The sequence below is a fragment of the Macrococcoides goetzii genome (genome assembly GCF_002742385.2).
GTDB classification, from domain to species: domain Bacteria; phylum Bacillota; class Bacilli; order Staphylococcales; family Staphylococcaceae; genus Macrococcoides; species Macrococcoides goetzii.
The window spans coordinates 942,448-960,542 of the sequence record NZ_MJBI02000001.1; the positions used below are offsets into that span (position 1 = coordinate 942,448).

At 33.9% G+C, this 18,095-nt stretch carries 19 protein-coding genes; 3 read left to right on the forward strand and 16 right to left on the reverse strand.

Going from position 1 to position 18,095, the window contains the following annotated elements; all coding sequences use genetic code 11:
- Nucleotides 1–118 precede the first annotated feature (118 nt).
- Nucleotides 119–1,399, reverse strand: coding sequence for a lipoteichoic acid stability factor AuxA (auxA, locus tag BFS35_RS04955; protein WP_099580672.1), 1,281 nt, complete (start codon nt 1,397–1,399; stop codon nt 119–121).
- A gap of 140 nt (nt 1,400–1,539) precedes the next feature.
- Between auxA and BFS35_RS14110 the strand changes: the two genes are divergently transcribed.
- Complete coding sequence (locus tag BFS35_RS14110; RefSeq protein ID WP_275068218.1) at nt 1,540–1,671, forward strand: hypothetical protein; 132 nt, start codon at nt 1,540–1,542, stop codon at nt 1,669–1,671.
- 28 nt (nt 1,672–1,699) lie between these two features.
- On the opposite strand, the gene purD is transcribed toward BFS35_RS14110, so the two are convergent.
- From purD to purE, 11 genes are read right to left on the reverse strand one after another with little or no spacing between them, the layout of a single operon-like run.
- Nucleotides 1,700–2,932 (reverse strand): phosphoribosylamine--glycine ligase, encoded by a 1,233-nt coding sequence (gene purD / locus BFS35_RS04960; protein WP_099580670.1) that lies wholly within the window; start codon nt 2,930–2,932, stop codon nt 1,700–1,702.
- A 9-nt stretch (nt 2,933–2,941) separates the two neighbouring features.
- Nucleotides 2,942–4,420 carry a bifunctional phosphoribosylaminoimidazolecarboxamide formyltransferase/IMP cyclohydrolase gene (gene purH / locus BFS35_RS04965; protein ID WP_099580668.1) on the reverse strand — a complete coding sequence of 493 codons (1,479 nt, stop codon included), beginning with the start codon at nt 4,418–4,420 and terminating at the stop codon, nt 2,942–2,944.
- Between the two features lie 10 nt (nt 4,421–4,430).
- Entirely contained in the window at nt 4,431–4,997 is a 567-nt protein-coding gene (purN, locus tag BFS35_RS04970; RefSeq protein ID WP_099580666.1) for a phosphoribosylglycinamide formyltransferase, read from the reverse strand.
- A 1-nt stretch (nt 4,998) separates the two neighbouring features.
- Nucleotides 4,999–6,030, reverse strand: coding sequence for a phosphoribosylformylglycinamidine cyclo-ligase (purM, locus tag BFS35_RS04975; RefSeq protein WP_099580664.1), 1,032 nt, complete (start codon nt 6,028–6,030; stop codon nt 4,999–5,001).
- 2 nt (nt 6,031–6,032) lie between these two features.
- The gene (gene purF, locus BFS35_RS04980; protein WP_117945950.1) at nt 6,033–7,451 is read right to left on the reverse strand and encodes an amidophosphoribosyltransferase; all 1,419 of its coding nucleotides are present in this window, start codon (nt 7,449–7,451) and stop codon (nt 6,033–6,035) included.
- Nucleotides 7,430–9,610: a phosphoribosylformylglycinamidine synthase subunit PurL gene (gene purL, locus BFS35_RS04985; protein ID WP_099580662.1), complete on the reverse strand. Its 2,181-nt coding sequence runs from the start codon at nt 9,608–9,610 to the stop codon at nt 7,430–7,432. The genes purF and purL overlap by 22 nt, the downstream gene beginning before the upstream one ends.
- Before the next feature lie 2 nt (nt 9,611–9,612).
- The gene (gene purQ / locus BFS35_RS04990) at nt 9,613–10,275 is read right to left on the reverse strand and encodes a phosphoribosylformylglycinamidine synthase subunit PurQ (protein ID WP_099580660.1); all 663 of its coding nucleotides are present in this window, start codon (nt 10,273–10,275) and stop codon (nt 9,613–9,615) included.
- A complete protein-coding gene (gene purS, locus BFS35_RS04995) occupies nt 10,275–10,535 on the reverse strand; it encodes a phosphoribosylformylglycinamidine synthase subunit PurS (protein WP_099580658.1) in 261 nt (86 codons plus the stop codon). The genes purQ and purS overlap by 1 nt, the downstream gene beginning before the upstream one ends.
- Nucleotides 10,536–10,537: 2 nt before the next feature.
- Nucleotides 10,538–11,239, reverse strand: a complete 702-nt coding sequence (gene purC, locus BFS35_RS05000) for a phosphoribosylaminoimidazolesuccinocarboxamide synthase (protein WP_099580656.1) — start codon at nt 11,237–11,239, stop codon at nt 10,538–10,540.
- Nucleotides 11,236–12,354: a 5-(carboxyamino)imidazole ribonucleotide synthase gene (gene purK / locus BFS35_RS05005; RefSeq protein WP_099580654.1), complete on the reverse strand. Its 1,119-nt coding sequence runs from the start codon at nt 12,352–12,354 to the stop codon at nt 11,236–11,238. Before purK ends, purC begins: the two co-directional genes overlap by 4 nt.
- A complete protein-coding gene (gene purE, locus BFS35_RS05010; protein WP_099580652.1) occupies nt 12,341–12,823 on the reverse strand; it encodes a 5-(carboxyamino)imidazole ribonucleotide mutase in 483 nt (160 codons plus the stop codon). Before purE ends, purK begins: the two co-directional genes overlap by 14 nt.
- A gap of 208 nt (nt 12,824–13,031) precedes the next feature.
- Between purE and folD the strand changes: the two genes are divergently transcribed.
- Nucleotides 13,032–13,880 carry a bifunctional methylenetetrahydrofolate dehydrogenase/methenyltetrahydrofolate cyclohydrolase FolD gene (folD, locus tag BFS35_RS05015; protein ID WP_099580651.1) on the forward strand — a complete coding sequence of 283 codons (849 nt, stop codon included), beginning with the start codon at nt 13,032–13,034 and terminating at the stop codon, nt 13,878–13,880.
- 41 nt (nt 13,881–13,921) lie between these two features.
- On the opposite strand, the gene BFS35_RS05020 is transcribed toward folD, so the two are convergent.
- Complete coding sequence (locus BFS35_RS05020) at nt 13,922–15,070, reverse strand: globin domain-containing protein (RefSeq protein ID WP_099580649.1); 1,149 nt, start codon at nt 15,068–15,070, stop codon at nt 13,922–13,924.
- A gap of 177 nt (nt 15,071–15,247) precedes the next feature.
- Here BFS35_RS05020 and BFS35_RS05025 point away from each other — a divergent pair, with 177 nt between their 5' ends.
- Nucleotides 15,248–15,661: an RrF2 family transcriptional regulator gene (locus BFS35_RS05025; protein ID WP_099580647.1), complete on the forward strand. Its 414-nt coding sequence runs from the start codon at nt 15,248–15,250 to the stop codon at nt 15,659–15,661.
- Between the two features lie 36 nt (nt 15,662–15,697).
- Here the strand turns inward: BFS35_RS05025 and BFS35_RS05030 are convergent, their stop codons facing one another.
- The 3 genes from BFS35_RS05030 to BFS35_RS05040 form a co-directional block, all read right to left on the reverse strand.
- Nucleotides 15,698–16,282 carry a YdcF family protein gene (locus tag BFS35_RS05030; protein ID WP_099580645.1) on the reverse strand — a complete coding sequence of 195 codons (585 nt, stop codon included), beginning with the start codon at nt 16,280–16,282 and terminating at the stop codon, nt 15,698–15,700.
- Between the two features lie 16 nt (nt 16,283–16,298).
- Nucleotides 16,299–16,865, reverse strand: coding sequence for a YdcF family protein (locus tag BFS35_RS05035; protein ID WP_099580643.1), 567 nt, complete (start codon nt 16,863–16,865; stop codon nt 16,299–16,301).
- 79 nt (nt 16,866–16,944) lie between these two features.
- Nucleotides 16,945–18,081, reverse strand: a complete 1,137-nt coding sequence (locus BFS35_RS05040; protein WP_117945953.1) for a DegT/DnrJ/EryC1/StrS family aminotransferase — start codon at nt 18,079–18,081, stop codon at nt 16,945–16,947.
- Nucleotides 18,082–18,095: the final 14 nt, after the last annotated feature.

Consider the following 18,095-nt stretch of genomic DNA (forward strand, 5'->3'; position numbering starts at 1 on the left):
GGAAAAATTAACTCCCATCCCCATGGGTTAATGTTTACTCTTTGATTATATACCGTATTGTTGTAGTACACAACAATAATTTCACAAATTAATGAGGGCGTGTGTTATATCACGCTTATTAATATCGTTTACGAATGTGAATGATATACAAAGGTACAACAAACATAAACATTAGCAATAAAATAGGCGGGATAAATAATGCTAGGTTAATACCTTTAAATACCATTAAATAAATACTCGTTACAATTTTTAGCGTCAAAAAAGAAATAGTAAAAAGTTGTCCGAAGTATCCTTTTCCTTTGAAATGAATTCTAATAGAAAAATAAATATATCCTATGATGATCATCAAAAGTCCAACAAGATTGATCCATTCATAGAAATATTGCATTTTTACAACATTAAATTTACTTGCATCAAATAAAATATTTCGATTATTCAATTCAATAACAGTAATGATGAACATTAATGCACTAAGTAAAATTTCAATATGAAATGACCTTATCCATCGTGGACGTTTATACCACGAAGGAATATCGTCTTCTTCAAGATTAATTTTATCTTTAACAGTATTAATTGCTCTTTTAAAGTATAATATTATTTTTTCATCAACTTTTAAAGATGTTGTTGATATTTTTTCAATCGTTGAATTTGTTCCTTCCTGCAATTTTTGATTGATTTGTAAATCTCTTTTCTTTTTATTGCGGCGACTTAATTTTTCATGTTCATCATTTTTTGTAGGTAATGTTCTTTTCAGAAATACATAATTAAATAGACACAATGCAGCAATTAAAAGTAGTACTAAAAAATAAAAGTTAATACTCATAACATCTAACGGTGACACTTTTTCTTTATTTAAATTATCATAGACAGCAAGTTGTGACATAAAATAAGCTATCCCGTATACTCCTATCAAGACCATAAAATGAAATTTACGGTAATGCTCATTGAGTTTGCGTCGATTAATTGTGTAATAAACAAGGAAGATAAAAAATAGTAAATAAAACAATGAAAATATACCATAAACTTCAAATAAGAAGATGATGATTACAACTAAAATTATACTTGCTGCTAAAAGATAATAGTATGCAATCGTTTTATCAAAAATGGTCGTTTCTTTAAGCTTTCTTGAAATATAGATAAATGATAAACCTATGATAATTAATAATACGCCGTAAATAGCAGGATAATTTTTGATATAATGGCTTAATAGTTTAATTAATTCAAAAATATAAATATTAATAAAATCAAAAAAGTTATACATATGTAATTTATTGATATCTATATCTTTAAAATGTGCAATCTGATTGCCATGATAAATAATAAAAATACCCAAAAATATACTTATGGCAGCTATAAAGTAGCCAATCAGTATTTCAAAATGTGTTTTAATCCAGTTCATAATTCCACCTCACTACTATTATATGAAAATATTTATTAAATGTCTTTTAAATCATAAAAAATCATCCTTAAGTATGAGCATGTTTAATACATTTATTACAGGGAATAAATAAAACATAACAAGTATAGGAGGTAGTTAATATGACTGACAAATACGAAGAAATTAAAGAAGCTGCTGAAGAAGCAAAAGAAAATAATGACAAGCATGAGCAAGAGAATGAAAATGGTGGCAACGAGCAAACAAAAGAAGATATCCAAAAAACATTTGAATAATAAATAAAGTCGCCAATTTGGCGACTTTTTATATACCTTTATTTCCAATGTCTGTTCGATAAAACAATCCATCACTTTTGATATTTTCTACAAGTTTATAACTATTTGACTGAGCCTCTGCTAAATCAAGACCTTCTCCTAGAGCAATCATAACTCTGCCCCCAGAAGTGACCCATTCACCATCTACTTGTTTTAAAGCAGATACAATATAATCTTGCTGATAATCATATCCTTTAACAACAGTTCCCTTATCATAATTACCCGGATATCCCTTTGACGCAAGAACTACACCACATATCGTCTTATTTCTCCATACTAAATCAAGAGGCTGTTTTTGATCAACCGCTTCAATCAAATCAATGAAATCTGTTTCTAGCCGGCGTAATAAGACTTGTGCTTCAGGGTCACCAAATCTTGCATTAAATTCAATGACTTTCGGACCTTCTGCAGTTACAATAGCACCAACATAAAGTATTCCGAAATAATTGAGTCCTTCTTTATGCATCGCTTCAACGATAGGATAAACAATTTCATTATTTGTGCGTTCGATTATTTCATCACTGATATGACTTACTGGGCAGTATGCACCCATGCCTCCTGTATTTGGTCCGTTATCACCGTCAAACGCACGTTTATGGTCCTGAGCAATCGTATCAAACGGAATACAGAAATCATCGTTTACAAATACCATCAGTGAAAATTCCTCACCTTCAAGGTACTCTTCAAAGACAACTTTAGCATCCTCTTCAGCATAAAAATCATTGATAGCGTCAAAGGCAGTTTCATCATCCATAGCAACTACTACACCTTTACCAGCTGCTAATCCGTCATATTTAATGACGATTGGTGTGCCTTGAGCTTTTACATAGGCGATTGCTTCTGCTTTATCATTGATTGTTTTATATTTTGCTGTCGGAATATTATATTTTTCCATTAATACTTTTGCAAAATCTTTTGATCCTTCCATTTGGGCTGCATTTGCATTTGGACCAAACGTCTTGATACCTGCTTCTGTTAAACGATTACCTAATCCATCAATCAATGGTTGTTCTGGACCTACAACGACTAAATCAATTTGATTATCTTTTGCAAACTTCACAATTGCATCATGGTCATTTTCTGCGATATCAATGACTTTAGCTTCTTTTGCCATCGCTTCATTGCCTCGAATTACATATACCTCTTCTACACGTTCAGATTGACCAATCTTACGTGCTAAAGCATGTTCTCTACCACCAGAACCAATAACTAATACTTTCATAACTGCCTCCTAGTGTTTAAAGTGACGAACGTCTGTCATAACCATTGCGATACCGAATTCATTTGCTTTATCGATCGAATCCTGATCTTTAATTGATCCCCCTGGCTGAACGATACATTTAATACCAGCAGCATGTGCTGTTTCAACAGTATCACTCATCGGGAAGAATCCGTCACTTGCCATGACTACATCATCATTTATTTCAATTGCACGTTCAATGGCAATTTTAGCTGAGCCTACACGGTTCATTTGACCTGCACCGATACCGACAGTTTGTTTGTCATTCGCTAAAACAATGGCATTCGATTTCACACTTTTTACTACTTTCCAGCCTAATTCAATCGCTTTCCATTGTGCTTCTGTAGGTTGAGTATTTGTTACAACACGCATGTCTTCTTTTTTAACGTTTAATAAATCTTTATCTTGTACTAAATATCCGCCAGAAACAGATACAAATTCTTTTTCTTTATCTTCAATCGTCATATCAATTTCAAGTAAACGTAAATTTTTCTTTTGCGTAAGCACTGCTAATGCTTCTTTGCTAAAGCTTGGTGCAATAATAACTTCTAAAAATATTGAATGCATCATTTCAGCAGTTGCTTTATCAACTTCACGGTTCACTGCAACAATACCACCAAAGATACTTTGTGCATCCGCATCATAAGCATTTTGGAAAGCCTCCTGAATTGTACTGCCCGTTCCAACACCACAAGGGTTCATATGTTTTACAGCTACTGCTGCAGGCATATCAAACTGTTTCGCTAAGAAAAGGGTAGCATCTGCATCTTTAATATTGTTAAAGCTTAGTGGTTTACCATGCAGTTGTTTCGCACCTGCTAATGTATTATTTGCGTCACTCGTTTTGACAAATTCAGCCGATTGATGAGGGTTCTCACCATAACGTAGTGATTCTTTATTGTTGCTAAAGAAGCTTACAATCGCTTCGTCATATTTATTTGTGTGAGAAAATACTTTTACCATTAAAGATTTACGGAATTCATAATCGACCGCATCTGCTTTAATTTTTTCAATTATTGTATTGTAATCTGAAGGATCAACTACTGTAATAACATGTTTAAAGTTTTTAGCAGAAGAACGTAACATCGTTGGTCCACCAATATCGATATTTTCAATTGCATCTGCTTCAGTAACATCTGGTTTAGCTACCGTTGCTTCGAACGGATAAAGGTTTACTGCAACAAGGTCTATTGGGGCAATATTATGCGCTTTTAATGCTGCAACATGTTCGCTATTATCACGATCCGCTAAAATACCACCATGAATATTTGGATGTAAAGTTTTTACTCTGCCATCCATAATTTCAGGAAAATTAGTTAATTCACTCACTGATTTAACGGGTATATTATTTTCTTCTAAAGTTTTTTTAGTTCCACCAGTAGAATATACTTCATAGTCATTTGCTACTAAATTTTGTGCAAATTCAATAATGCCAGTTTTGTCAGATACACTTAATAATGCTTTTTTCATTGTCGACTCCTTATTGAATCAATTTTTTTATTACTCTAGGGTACAATTCATATTCAAGATTTTGTACACGCAACTGTAAAGTAGCTTCGGTATCGTCTTCGTAAATTGGACAACTCATCTGATCTATAATCTTTCCAGTATCCATCCCCATATCAACATAGTGCACTGTTGCACCTGTTACTTTAACACCGTATTGCAAAGCTTGTCCAACTGCGTTTTTACCTGGGAAGCTCGGTAAAAGTGAAGGATGAATATTGAGTATTTTGCCTTCATAAACATTCAGCAAAGTTTCCCCAACGAGTTTCATATATCCAGCAAGAATTATCCATTCTACATTATCTTTTTGAAGTTGTTCTAAAATAGCTTTTTCGTACGCAATTTTATTGTCGTATTGAGCTAGCTCAAAGATTTGAATAGGTGTTCTAAATCTTCTTGCGCGTTCTATAGCAAAAGCTTCTCTTTTGTCAGTATATAGTCCAACTACTTCAATATCAGTTAAATAGTCTGCCTGAATATTTTCCATAATCTTTTCATAATTAGAACCATTACCGGATGCAAAAATCGCAACTTTCTTCATGTTATACCCCCGTGATTTCTATCTCTTTATCACCTGAGACAACTTTACCAATCGTATAAATTTCTTCATTGAATTGAGATTGAATAATTGATTGAATTGTTTCAACTTCACTTTCATTCACGATAAAGATGAAACCAATACCCATATTAAAAATATTATACATTTCTAAAGCATCAATTTGACCTTTTTCCTGTAATAAATCAAAGATCGGTAATTTAGGTATTGAAGTAACATCGATTTCCGGATAAACGCCAGCAGGAAATACACGTGGAATATTTTCGATAAAACCTCCACCTGTAACATGACACATGCCATTTACTTTTGCATTTTCTAATACAGCTTTCGCTGCTTTGACATATATTCGCGTAGGTTCTAAAACTGTGTCTAAAAGCGTTTTACCTTCTGCAAATTCAGCATTCAAATCTAAATTATTATCTTTAATAATTTTTCTAACTAAACTATAGCCATTAGAATGAATACCACTTGAAGCTAATCCTAATATAACATCACCTTCAGCAATTTTTGAACCATCGATGTATTCAGGTTTCTCAACAGCACCAACTGCAAATCCAGCAATATCATAATCACCAGTGTGATACATATCGCCCATTTCAGCAGTTTCTCCACCGATTAATGCACATTCACTTTGTACACAACCTTCAGCTACACCTTTAACGATTTGTTCAACGATGACTGGATCAACTTTATTTAATGCTAGATAATCTAAGAAATATAGCGGCATTGCACCTGTCGTTAAAATATCATTAACACACATTGCTACGGCATCAATACCGATTGTATCGTGCTTGTCAGCATCAATTGCTAAACGTAATTTCGTTCCGACACCATCAGTACCTGAAACAAGTACAGGTTGCTTCATATTTAACTGTGAAAGATCAAATGCAGCACCAAAGCTACCTAATCCACCAAGTACCTCTTTACGCATCGTTCTATCTACGTGTTTCTTCATTCTTTCTACCGCTTCATACCCAGCGTGAATATCTACTCCAGATTCTTTATAACTTTCAGCCATGGTTAGACTCCCTTCTTCTTCTTCTCTTTGTCTTCAGGTAATAAGTGATCTACAATTTCAATCGGATAATTTCCAGTGAAACAAGCATTACATTCACCTTTTGAATCGAATTGACTAAACACTTCGTGCATACCTTCAACAGATAAATATGTTAATGAGTCTACTTCTAAAATGTCTTTAATTTCTTCTACACTTTTATCAGATGCAATGAGTTCGGCATGTGTCGATACATCGATACCGTAATAGCAAGGATGAATAAGTGGCGGAGAAGAAATTGCCATATGTACTTCTTTAGCACCCGCATTTTTTAAAGTCTTCACAATAAATTTACTTGTAGTCCCACGTACGATAGAATCATCGATGACAACAACACGTTTTCCCTCAATGACGTCTCTAACTGGTGAGTGCTTCATACGTACCGCACGTTCACGTAGTGTTTGGTTAGGTGCGATAAATGTACGACCTACATAACGATTCTTAATTAATCCTTGTTCATTCGGAATACCAGATTCAATAGAAAATCCCTTTGCTGCTTGTAATGAGGAATCTGGAACCCCGATAACAATATCAGCTTCTACATTCATTTCTTTTGCAAGTTGTTTCCCTAAAGCTTTGCGAACTTCATAGATCGAGTGTTTTCTGAATTCAGAATCTGGACGAGCAAAATATACATATTCCATTGAACACATATGTGATTCAGTATTTGTTGTGTAAGTATCTTCTAATAAACCATCATGAGAAAATACAAGTACTTCGCCTGGTTCAATATCACGAATGTAATCAGCGCCAATTGCTGTAAATGCACATGTTTCACTTGCAACACAATAAGCGCCGTCCACTTTTCCTAACATTAACGGACGTACACCATTACTATCACGTGCGACGAACATTTGCTCCGGATGTAAAACTAAAAATGCAAACGCTCCCTTAATTTGATTTAATGCTGCTTTAAAATTAGCTAATTTATTGTCTGATTTCGCTTTTAATAATAGATGTCCTAATACTTCTGAATCGCTAGATGTCTGGAATATTGCACCTTCAGATTCAAGTGCTAATTTAATTTGTTCTGCGTTTGTTAAGTTTCCGTTATGAGCTAAACCGATATCACCTTTAGAATGTTTAAAAATAAACGGCTGCACATTTGACAGTTCAGATGCGCCTGTCGTTGCATATCGAACATGTCCAATCGCATGGTTAAAATCACTTAATGAACTTAATTTAACTTGACTGATCGCTTCGGGTAATAAACCCATACCACGTGCACCGTAAATATTCGACTCGTCAGAACATACAATACCAGCACCTTCCTGCCCACGGTGCTGTAATGAATGTAGTGCCATATACGTGAGGTCAGCGGCATTTGGGTGACCCCAAATACCGAAAACGCCACATTCTTCATTTAGGCCTCTGATGTCATACATGTTTCGATTGCCCCTTTCCAAGACGCACTGATAGCTGAAATACTTTCAGTAATTTCGCCTTGGTTTGTTTTTAATGTAAATGTATCTCCACCAAATGTTCCAATTTCAACTGCATTCTCAGGAACATAACCTTCTTTTGCGATTAAAATATAATTGCCTTGTGTTTCTGCAAATACTTCTGCGTTTGATGCATCCACTTGAGCATCAATTCCTGTATTAAAGTAAGCAGTGATTTGCGCTAATTTAATTGCTAAACCACCTTTACCTACTGCTTGTACGTGTGATAATTTACCTTCAGTAATCGCTTTACGAATTGTTTCTCCGCGTTCTACTTCTTCTGTTAAATTAATATTTGACGTTACGTGAGATACTTCATTGAATAATAATTTTTCAATCTGTGATCCACCGAAATCTGGTTTAATATCTCCAACTAAGTAAATTTTCTCACCAACTTGTGGTTTGAAATCATTTAAATAATTAACATCTTCAATTAATCCAACCATCCCTACAACCGGTGTTGGGAAGATCGCATCACCTTTTGTTTCATTATATAAAGATACGTTACCTGATACTACTGGCGTATTAAGTGCAGCACATGCTTCAGCCATACCTTTAGTAGAATCAGCTAATTGCTGATAAATTTCAGGTTTTTCTGGATTACCATAGTTTAAGCAATCTGTCATTGCAAGTGGTAAACTACCAACAGCAATTAAGTTACGGTAAGCTTCCGCTACTACCATTTTTCCACCTTCATATGGATTATTAAAAACATAACGTGCTTCACCGTCAATTGTCGATGCAATTGCTTTTTTTGTACCTTCCACACGCGTTACACCAGCAGATAAACCTGGTTTAATAATCGTATTTGCACCAACTTGTTGATCATACTGTGAATATGCCCATGTTTTAGATGCAATTGTTGGATGATTTAAAAGGCTAGTAAATACATCTTTTGCATCAATGTTGTCATAGTTATGATCAACATCAGCAAATTCAGCTGCTTTACCTTCTAATACGTATACAGGTGCTTCATCGCTTAACGGTTGAACAGGAATGTCTGCAAAGACTTCATCTTCATATGTTAATACGAAGCGATCTGTATCTGTAACTTCTCCGATTACTGCTGCATCTAATTCATGGTGTTCAAATAAGTCTAAGAATTTTTGTTCCGTACCTTTTTCTACTACTAGTAACATTCGTTCTTGTGTTTCTGATAACATCATTTCGTATGGTGAAATACCCGCTTCACGTGTAGGTACTTTCTCTAAATGTAAGTGAATACCGGACTCACCTTTTGCAGCCATTTCTGAACTTGAAGAAGTAAGACCTGCAGCACCCATATCTTGAATACCGACTAATTCTGGATAAGTAATCGCTTCAAGTGTTGCTTCCATTAACTTTTTACCTACAAACGGATCACCAATTTGTACTGATGGACGTTTCGCTTCACTTTCTTCACTTAACTCTTCAGAAGCGAATGTCGCACCGTGAATACCGTCACGACCCGTTTTTAAACCAACATAAATTACAGGGTTGCCAGTACCTTTAGCTGTTCCTTTTTGAATTTTATCGTGGTCGATAATACCTACACACATTGCGTTAACAAGTGGATTACCGTCATATCTTGAATCAAATTCAATTTCACCAGCTACTGTTGGAATACCGATACAGTTACCGTATCCACCGATACCTGCAACAACGCCAGAGAATAAGCGTTTATTTTGTTTTTCAGTTAATTCACCGAAACGTAATGAGTTTAATAATTGAATTGGACGTGCTCCGATCGATACAATATCACGAACGATTCCGCCAACACCTGTTGCAGCACCTTGGTAAGGTTCTATTGCAGATGGATGGTTATGAGATTCAACTTTAAATACTACAGCCTGGTTGTCACCGATATCAACGACCCCAGCACCTTCACCAGGACCCATTAATACGCGTTCACCTGTAACAGGGAATTGCTTTAAGAAAGGTTTAGAATGTTTATATGAACAGTGCTCACTCCACATAACCGAGAATATACCGATTTCTGTGTAGTTTGGCATACGTCCTAAAATATCAACGACTTTATCATATTCTGTATCTGTCAGGCCCATTTCTGCATATAACTTATTATCTTTAATTTCTTGTTCATTTGGCTCTAAAAATTTAACCATTCTTATTTCCCCCAACTTTCTAAAATTGATTGGAATAACTTCACGCCATCGTCTGTACCTAATAATGATTCCATTGCACGCTCTGGGTGAGGCATCATGCCACATACGTTACCTTCTTTATTCACGATACCAGCGATATCTTCAATAGAGCCATTTGGATTGTTTTTATAAGTTAAGATAATCTGATTGTTGTCCTGTAATTCTTTTAATGTTTCAGGTGAGCAATAATAATTACCTTCACCGTGTGCGATAGGATAGATGACTGTTTCGTTTTTATCATATTGATGCGTAAATTTCGTCTCATTATTAACAATCGTTAATGATTCATTTTGACAAATAAATTTATGACTTGTATTATGCATTAAAGCACCAGGTAATAACCCAATCTCCGTTAGAATTTGAAATCCATTACAAACACCTAATACAGGACGACCTTCTTCAGCTAAACGCTTAACTTCAGAAACAATCGGAGCAACGCGAGCCATCGCGCCACAACGTAGATAATCACCAAATGAAAATCCTCCAGGAATTAATACACCGTCAAATCCTTCTAATGAAGTTTTTCGATAATCAACATATTCCGCTTCAAAACCTGTGTTTAGAGCTGCATTGAACATATCTCTATCACAGTTAGAACCAGGAAATTCAATAACAGCAAATTTCATTATTTTGTCTCCTCATCTTCAATAATTTTGTAGCTGTACTCCTCAATAACTGTGTTTGCAAACAATTTTTCACTTAATGTATTTACAACATTCGCTACTGCTTGCTCACTTGCTTCGTCAACAGTCATATATAACACTTTCCCAACACGAATATCATCAACCTGTTTATATCCTAAATCGTGTACTGCACGTGTTAAAGCTTGTCCTTGAGTGTCTAATACCTGTGGTTGTAAAGTAATGTGTAATTCAATTTTAGTCATGATTATAATTCCTCCAGTTTATTATAAAATTTAGTATATGTTTCAATAAGTGATCCAGTATCATTGCGGTAAACATCTTTATCAAAATTTTCATTTGTTTCTTTATCCCAAATACGGCATGTATCCGGAGAAATTTCATCAGCCAGGAGAATTTTTCCTTCGCTATCCTTACCAAACTCAATTTTAAAATCAATAAGTTTTAAATTCATTTCATCCATTATCTTGATCAATGTTTCATTAACGATTAATGCCTGACGTTTTAATTCAGCGATATCTTCATCATTTGCAAGATCTAGTAACTTAACATGGTCATCTGAAATAAAAGGATCATTCAGTGCATCTTCTTTGTAATAGAATTCAACCAGTGGTTTTTCAAATGTTTGACCATTTTCAAAGCCTAATCTTTTCACAATTGATCCTGCAGCAAAATTTCTTACAACAACTTCTAACGGTATAATCGTAACTTTCTTCACGAGTTGCTCAGTGTCACTCGTACGTTCAATAAAATGACTATCAACGCCTTCTTTTGCTAATCTTTCAAAAAAATAACTCGTAATTAAGTTATTTAAGCGCCCTTTTCCTTCCATCTTATCTTTTTTTGCACCATTACCAGCTGTTACCTCATCTTTATATTCAATACGATAAATATTATTATCATCAGTATTGAATACGCGTTTAGCTTTACCTTCATAAACTAATGTCATGACATCATCTCCTCATATATAGGATAATACGTATCCTCTTTATCGTCTAATAAAAGGGTAATATGTCCCATTTTACGATTTTCTTTTCTCACTTCTTTGCCATAGACATGAACATGCCATTCCGGATGATCATTGAAATAATGCTCCATAGCATCTAAATCTTGCCCTAATAAGTTATACATCACAGCTTTTTCGTGTAGTCTAATTTGTTTAGGTAATGCATAGCCAATTACTGATAAGATATGTGTATCAAACTGTGAATAATCACATGCTTCTATAGAATAATGACCTGAATTATGAGGTCTTGGTGCAATTTCATTAACATATAATTTACCAGTTTTATCAATAAAAAATTCAACTGTAAACGTACCTACAAAGTGAATTTTAGATATAATTCTTTCAACTTCTGCAACTGCTGCATCTTTATAAGCATGTTCCTTTTCAACTGTTGTCTTAAAAAGAATTTGATTACGATGAATATTTTCTTGTACAGGGAAGTAAACAATTTCCCCTTGTATGTTTCGTGATGCTGTAATAGAAATCTCTCTATCAAGTTCGATCATTTTTTCAGCAACAAGTACTGCATCTTCTACCATTTTATATGCTTCATCCAGCTCAGCATCACTCTTTAATACAAGCTGACCTTTACCATCATAACCACCAAATACAGTTTTCAATACAATCGGATAGTCAAGATCTGCAATCGCATTATCAAGTGATACTTTTGAATCAATTTTATGATATGGAACAACTTTAGCACCACTTGATGCAATCGCTTCCTTTTCAGAAAGGCGATTTTGCAAAATGCCAACGGTTTCAAATCCTTGCGGAACATTGTTTTCACTGCAGATTTCTTTTAATGTTTCTGCATTGATATTTTCAAATTCATAAGTGATTACATCACTAATGCTGCTTAAAGCTTTCAAACCTTCTAAATCATTATAAGGTGATTCAATAAATTTATGTGCAACATATCTTGCTGGACAAGTAGGATCTGGATCTAAAATATTCACTTTAAATCCCATTCTCTGAGCGGACTGTGCCATCATCTTTCCAAGCTGTCCACCACCAATAATTCCAATCGACTGGCCAATTTTAAACTTATTTAAGGTCATTCTGCATCGCCTCAACTTTCTCTACTAATGAAGCTTCAAATCGATCCAATTGCTCAATTAGCTTTGCATCTTTTAAGCTCAATATTCGCGCAGCTAGTATACCAGCATTTTTAGCACCAGCTTTACCGATAGCCGTTGTTGCAACAGGGATTCCACCTGGCATTTGTACGATAGAAAGTAAAGAATCCATTCCTTTTAAAGTTTTCGTCTCGATTGGAACACCAATCACCGGAACAGTAGTCATAGAAGCTACCATACCAGGCAAGTGAGCAGCACCTCCAGCCCCTGCAATAATGATATCGATCTCATTATTACGTGCATTCTTTGCAAACTCAACCATTTCTAATGGAGTTCTATGCGCCGAAACAACTTGTTTAATATAAGAAATATCAAAATATTCTAACATTTCGCAAGCTTCCTTCATTGTAGACCAGTCAGAAGAAGATCCCATAATTACTGCTACCTTCACCTTTTATCACCCTTTATGAATTATTTGATAAACGCTTTAAATTAAGTGTATATTACTTATATAGCATAACAATTAGAGTTTGATTTTTCAATGTAAATTACGAACAATTACAAACTTTTTTATTGAAAAATTAATATTCGTTCGTATTTTTGATTGTTTTTTTGCTATAATAAACTTAATCGTTCGAAAAAGATGGAGGGATTTTTTCATGACAGCAAAAGTGTTAGATGGTAAACAAATTGCGGTAGATTATCGCGCAGGGTTAGCAAAAGAAGTAGAAGCGTTAAAAGCACAAGGCGTTACACCAAATTTAACAGTAATCCTTGTAGGAAATGATGGTGCAAGTCAAAGTTATGTAAATAACAAGAAAAAATCAGCAGAAAAAATTGGAATGTCATCTGAAATAATTCATTTAGATGAAACGACAACAGAAGAAACATTATTAAACGAAATTGAAAAATTGAATGATGATGCAAACGTTCATGGTATTTTAGTGCAAGTGCCACTTCCTAAGCAGATTGATGAAACAAAAGTATTAGAAAAGATTGCACCCGAAAAAGACGTTGATGGATTTAATCCAATCAATATAGGTCGTTTGTATGCAGGTGTTGAAACATATATTCCATGTACGCCTCTTGGCATCATGGAAATCTTAAAAAATGCTGATATGGATTTAGAAGGAAAAGACGTTGCAGTAATTGGACGTAGTCATATTGTAGGACAACCTGTTTCTAAATTATTAACTGATGCAAATGCTACTGTAACATTATTACATTCACGCAGTAAAAATATGAAAGAAGTATTAAAACGTTCTGACGTTATTGTTTCTGCGGTTGGTAAACCTGGATTGGTTACTAAAGAAGATGTAAAACCTGGAGCAGTTGTTGTTGACGTAGGTAATACAGTTGTTGATGGCAAACTTACTGGCGATGTAAAATATGATGAAGTAAGCGAAGTTGCCAGTGCAATTACACCAGTACCAGGTGGTGTTGGTCCATTAACAATTACAATGGTATTAAACAATACATTATTAGCAGCAAAACGCAGTATGAAGTAAATATAAAAAAATTAACTGGTACAAATGTACCAGTAAATTTTTTATATCGTTATACTCATTTTTGGACCAAATGGTTCGAAGTGAACTTGGCTACGATCAATGTTCATTTCATTAAATACTTCTAACATGGCTTCCATGAACGCCACTGATCCACACATATAAATTTCCTCATTACCATTCATAATATCAGCTAATTTTGTTTTATTTAGACGACCAACAGATTCTGAATAATTGAAGAAAAATTGAACATTTTCTTTATTATGATATTTCTTTATTTCTGCTTTAAAAGGCACTGCATCTCTATTATAAGCAGAGTGGATAAATTTAATATGACGTCCTTTTTTCTCTTCATCTTCTAACATTGCCATGATTGGTGTCATACCTACGCCACCACTGATTAATACGATATCTTTCTCTTGTGGTGCATCTACTGTAAATTCTCCTGCAGGTGCTGATAATAAAATTTCATCGCCAACTTTTACATTATCATGTAAGTAATTAGAAACCATTCCCTTTTCACTACCGGCTACATCACGTTTTACTGCAAATTTAATACCTTTAGTTGTATCTATTGAACAAATTGAATAATGACGTAATGCATCATTTTCTTCGTTTTCAGGATGTACTTTAACCGTAATATATTGTCCAGCTTTAATCGGTTGAACTTTAATATCATCAGACATAACAGTATATGATTTAATTTCTGCACTTTCCTCTTTAATATCAATAACTTTAAATGGTTTAAAGTCATGCCATTCTTCTTCTTCATATAACGCTTTTTCCATTTGAATAAATACATCAGCAATTACACCATATGTTTTCGTCCACGCATCAATAATTTCTGGTGTCGCTGCATCACCTAATACATGACCAATCGCCCAGATTAAATTCTCTCCTACGATTGGATAATGTTCTTCTTTAATTTGTAAAGCTCTATGTTTATGCGCTATTTGATTAACATTTGGAATAATGGCTTCTAAATGATCAATATGTTTTGCTGCTGCTATTACTGTTTGAGCTAAGGCAGTCTGTTGACGCCCTAATTTTTGATTCGTTTTATTAAAAATATTCAATAATTCTGGATGTTCCTCAAACATATGTTTATAAAATGCTGTAGTAATTGCGTCTCCATGTTCTTCTAAAACCGGAATCGTTGCCTTGATAATACTTTTTGTTTCCTCTGTTAACATTTTTCTTCCCCCTAAAAGTAGTATTTAAAATACATCTTTAAATCACATCTATAATGTTACATCTATATTAAGAAAAACTCAACCATAAACCATTAATAATATTCATAAATTAGTAAAATAATAAATATTTTTTTGATAAAAAAAAGACTATAATATTGATATGAGGAGAGGATTAACATGAAGCTTACTTTATACTCAGACTACTCTTTACGAGTACTCATGTTTCTGGCAAGAACAGAGCAACGCACACAAATAGATGAAATTGCAAAATTTTATAATATATCTAAAAATCATTTAACTAAAGTTGTAAATAATTTAGGTACTTTAGGTTATATTGAAACTACCCGTGGACGTGGTGGTGGTATTACTCTTAAGATGGCTCCTGAAGAGATCAATATTGGCAAACTTATCAGAAAAACAGAAGAACATTTCAATATTGTTGAATGCTTTGATAGAGAAACGAATACTTGTCCAATTATTGATCATTGTGGTTTGATGAGTGTATTAGGAGAAGCTTTGACTGCATATTTGAAGGTGCTTGATCAATATACACTGAAAGATATACTTGCGAAAAAAACATTTACATTATAAAAAGCACTAGGATTTAACCTAGTGCTTTCAATATGTTTATAGGTCAATAATTTTATACAGACCTAACCAATATGCGGGAAGAATATACGCTTCACGGAATGCTTGATCTTTACCTGCCTGATATTCATTCCATTTAAGTCCATCTTTACTTTTAACACCGACTACTGAAATATCATAGCCATAATCTTTATTTGCACGATCGTATGCAAGTTTCGTACGCGTTGCATGATAATCACTTGTTACTACTAACGCTGACTTTAAATTATGTGCTTTCATTAATTTTAAAGTTTCAGTAGCATTTGTCCAGGTAGATGTCGCCTTCTTCTCTTTTATTATAGCCTTACTTGGTACACCCGCTTCTTCTACTGCCTTAACATTATTTAAACCATTTTTATCTTCAATTGCAGGTGAAATCATGACTTTAGGTGCATAATTCTCTTCATAGAAACGACCAGTTTCAGTATATCGACCACTATCTCCACCATCAATCATTATGATTACATCGCTTTTCTTCGGTTTATCACCATGATCAACATTGTTATAACTCCATATTCCAATTCCCACTGCAATGATTACTAATAATAATAACACACCGATAATGCCAAACAATTTCTTCTTCATTGATTTGTTCCCCCTGTTATCGATTTAACCATAGTTTTGGATATTGCCATAACTCATGTTCTGCTGATTTTCTACCTTCAGTTGTTTCTAAATATTTTTTACCTTTTAATTTAACTGACTGATGATAAAAGGTAAATAATGGATTATTTTTCTCAAAGGTTGTAACTAATCGCTTCATTTCATAGTCACGCCCAACAAGAATACAATCATCCATATTTTCATTATGCATAATTTCAGCAGCACTTATCGCTGAATCTTTCATAGAAATGCTATAATATTCCGGCAAGACGCTCGACTTATTAATGCCTACTTCTTTCAGTAATTGTAAACTATTAACATCATCATTGACAATAAAAGGCGTATATATAAGTTTACTTTCTGGATTTTTAACTAATAATTGTTTTGCAGTGCTTAATATCTCTTTATCTTGTTCAGGATTATAAACCAATACACAATTACTTGATTTTATATTATCATTTATCGCTAGATGTTTGAATTGATGATGAAAGATTGTAAATACTAATGTGCTTCCAATATATAAAAGAATGGTAAATATTAATAATAGTCGCCAAAAGTTTTTCATATAAAACCCACTTTCAACAGCTCATTTTTCACTTTATTCAAAAAAAAACTGAAACTTTCATTTCAGTTTTTAATTAAATTTATTTTTGAATAATTTTCTTAATTGAATCACAAACAAATACAACATCTTCGTCAGTCATTAATGAAGCTGATGGTAAACATAATCCTCTTTCGAATAAATCTTTGGCAACATCTTCATCATGTGTATAATACTTAGTACCTTCGAATACTGGTTGCATATGCAATGGTTTCCATACAGGACGAGATTCAATATTTTCTTCAGCTAATTTAGCAATTAAATCATTTGGTTGAATACCTAATTTAACTGGATCGATCGTTAAAGCTGTTAACCAACGATTTGATTTCGTTTCTGCTAATTCAGGCATTAATTCAATACCATCGATATCGCCAATCTCACGGGCATAAATTTCAAAGATTTCACGACGACGATTTACACGATCATCTAAAACTTCCATTTGTCCACGACCAATACCTGCACATACGTTACTTAAACGATAATTGTATCCAACCTCGCTATGTTGATAATGAATAGCCTGATCACGAGCTTGTGTAGATAAGAAACGAGCTTTTTTCGTTAATTCATCATCATCTGTCATCAACATGCCACCACCACTTGTTGTGATGATTTTGTTACCATTGAATGAAAAGATAGAGAACTTACCAAAAGATCCTGATTTCTTTCCTTTGTATTCAGCACCTAAACTTTCAGCTGAATCTTCAATTACTGGTACACCGTATTCATCACATAATGCAAGTAATTCATCGAACTTCGCAGGTTGACCATAAAGGTTTACAATCACAACTGCTTTCGGTAATTTACCATCAGCTTTTGCTTCTTTTAATGCTTTTTCTAATGCAACAGGAGACATATTCCATGTTTCGCGTTCACTATCGATAAATACAGGCGTTGCTTTTTCATAGCAAATTGGATTTGCACTTGCAATAAAAGTCAGTGATGAACAGAAGACTGTGTCTCCTTCTTTAATATCTAACAATTTAATTGCTAAGTGAATCGCTGAAGTTCCAGAATTTAAAGCCGCACCTGAATGTCTTCCTACATAATTAGATACTACTTCTTCAAATTTATCTACGTTAGGTCCGAGAGGAGCAACCCAATTTTGATCAAATGCTTCTTTAACATATTTTTGTTCATTTTCACCGATATGTGCAATTGATAAATGTAAACGTTTATTCATTATAATGCCCTCTT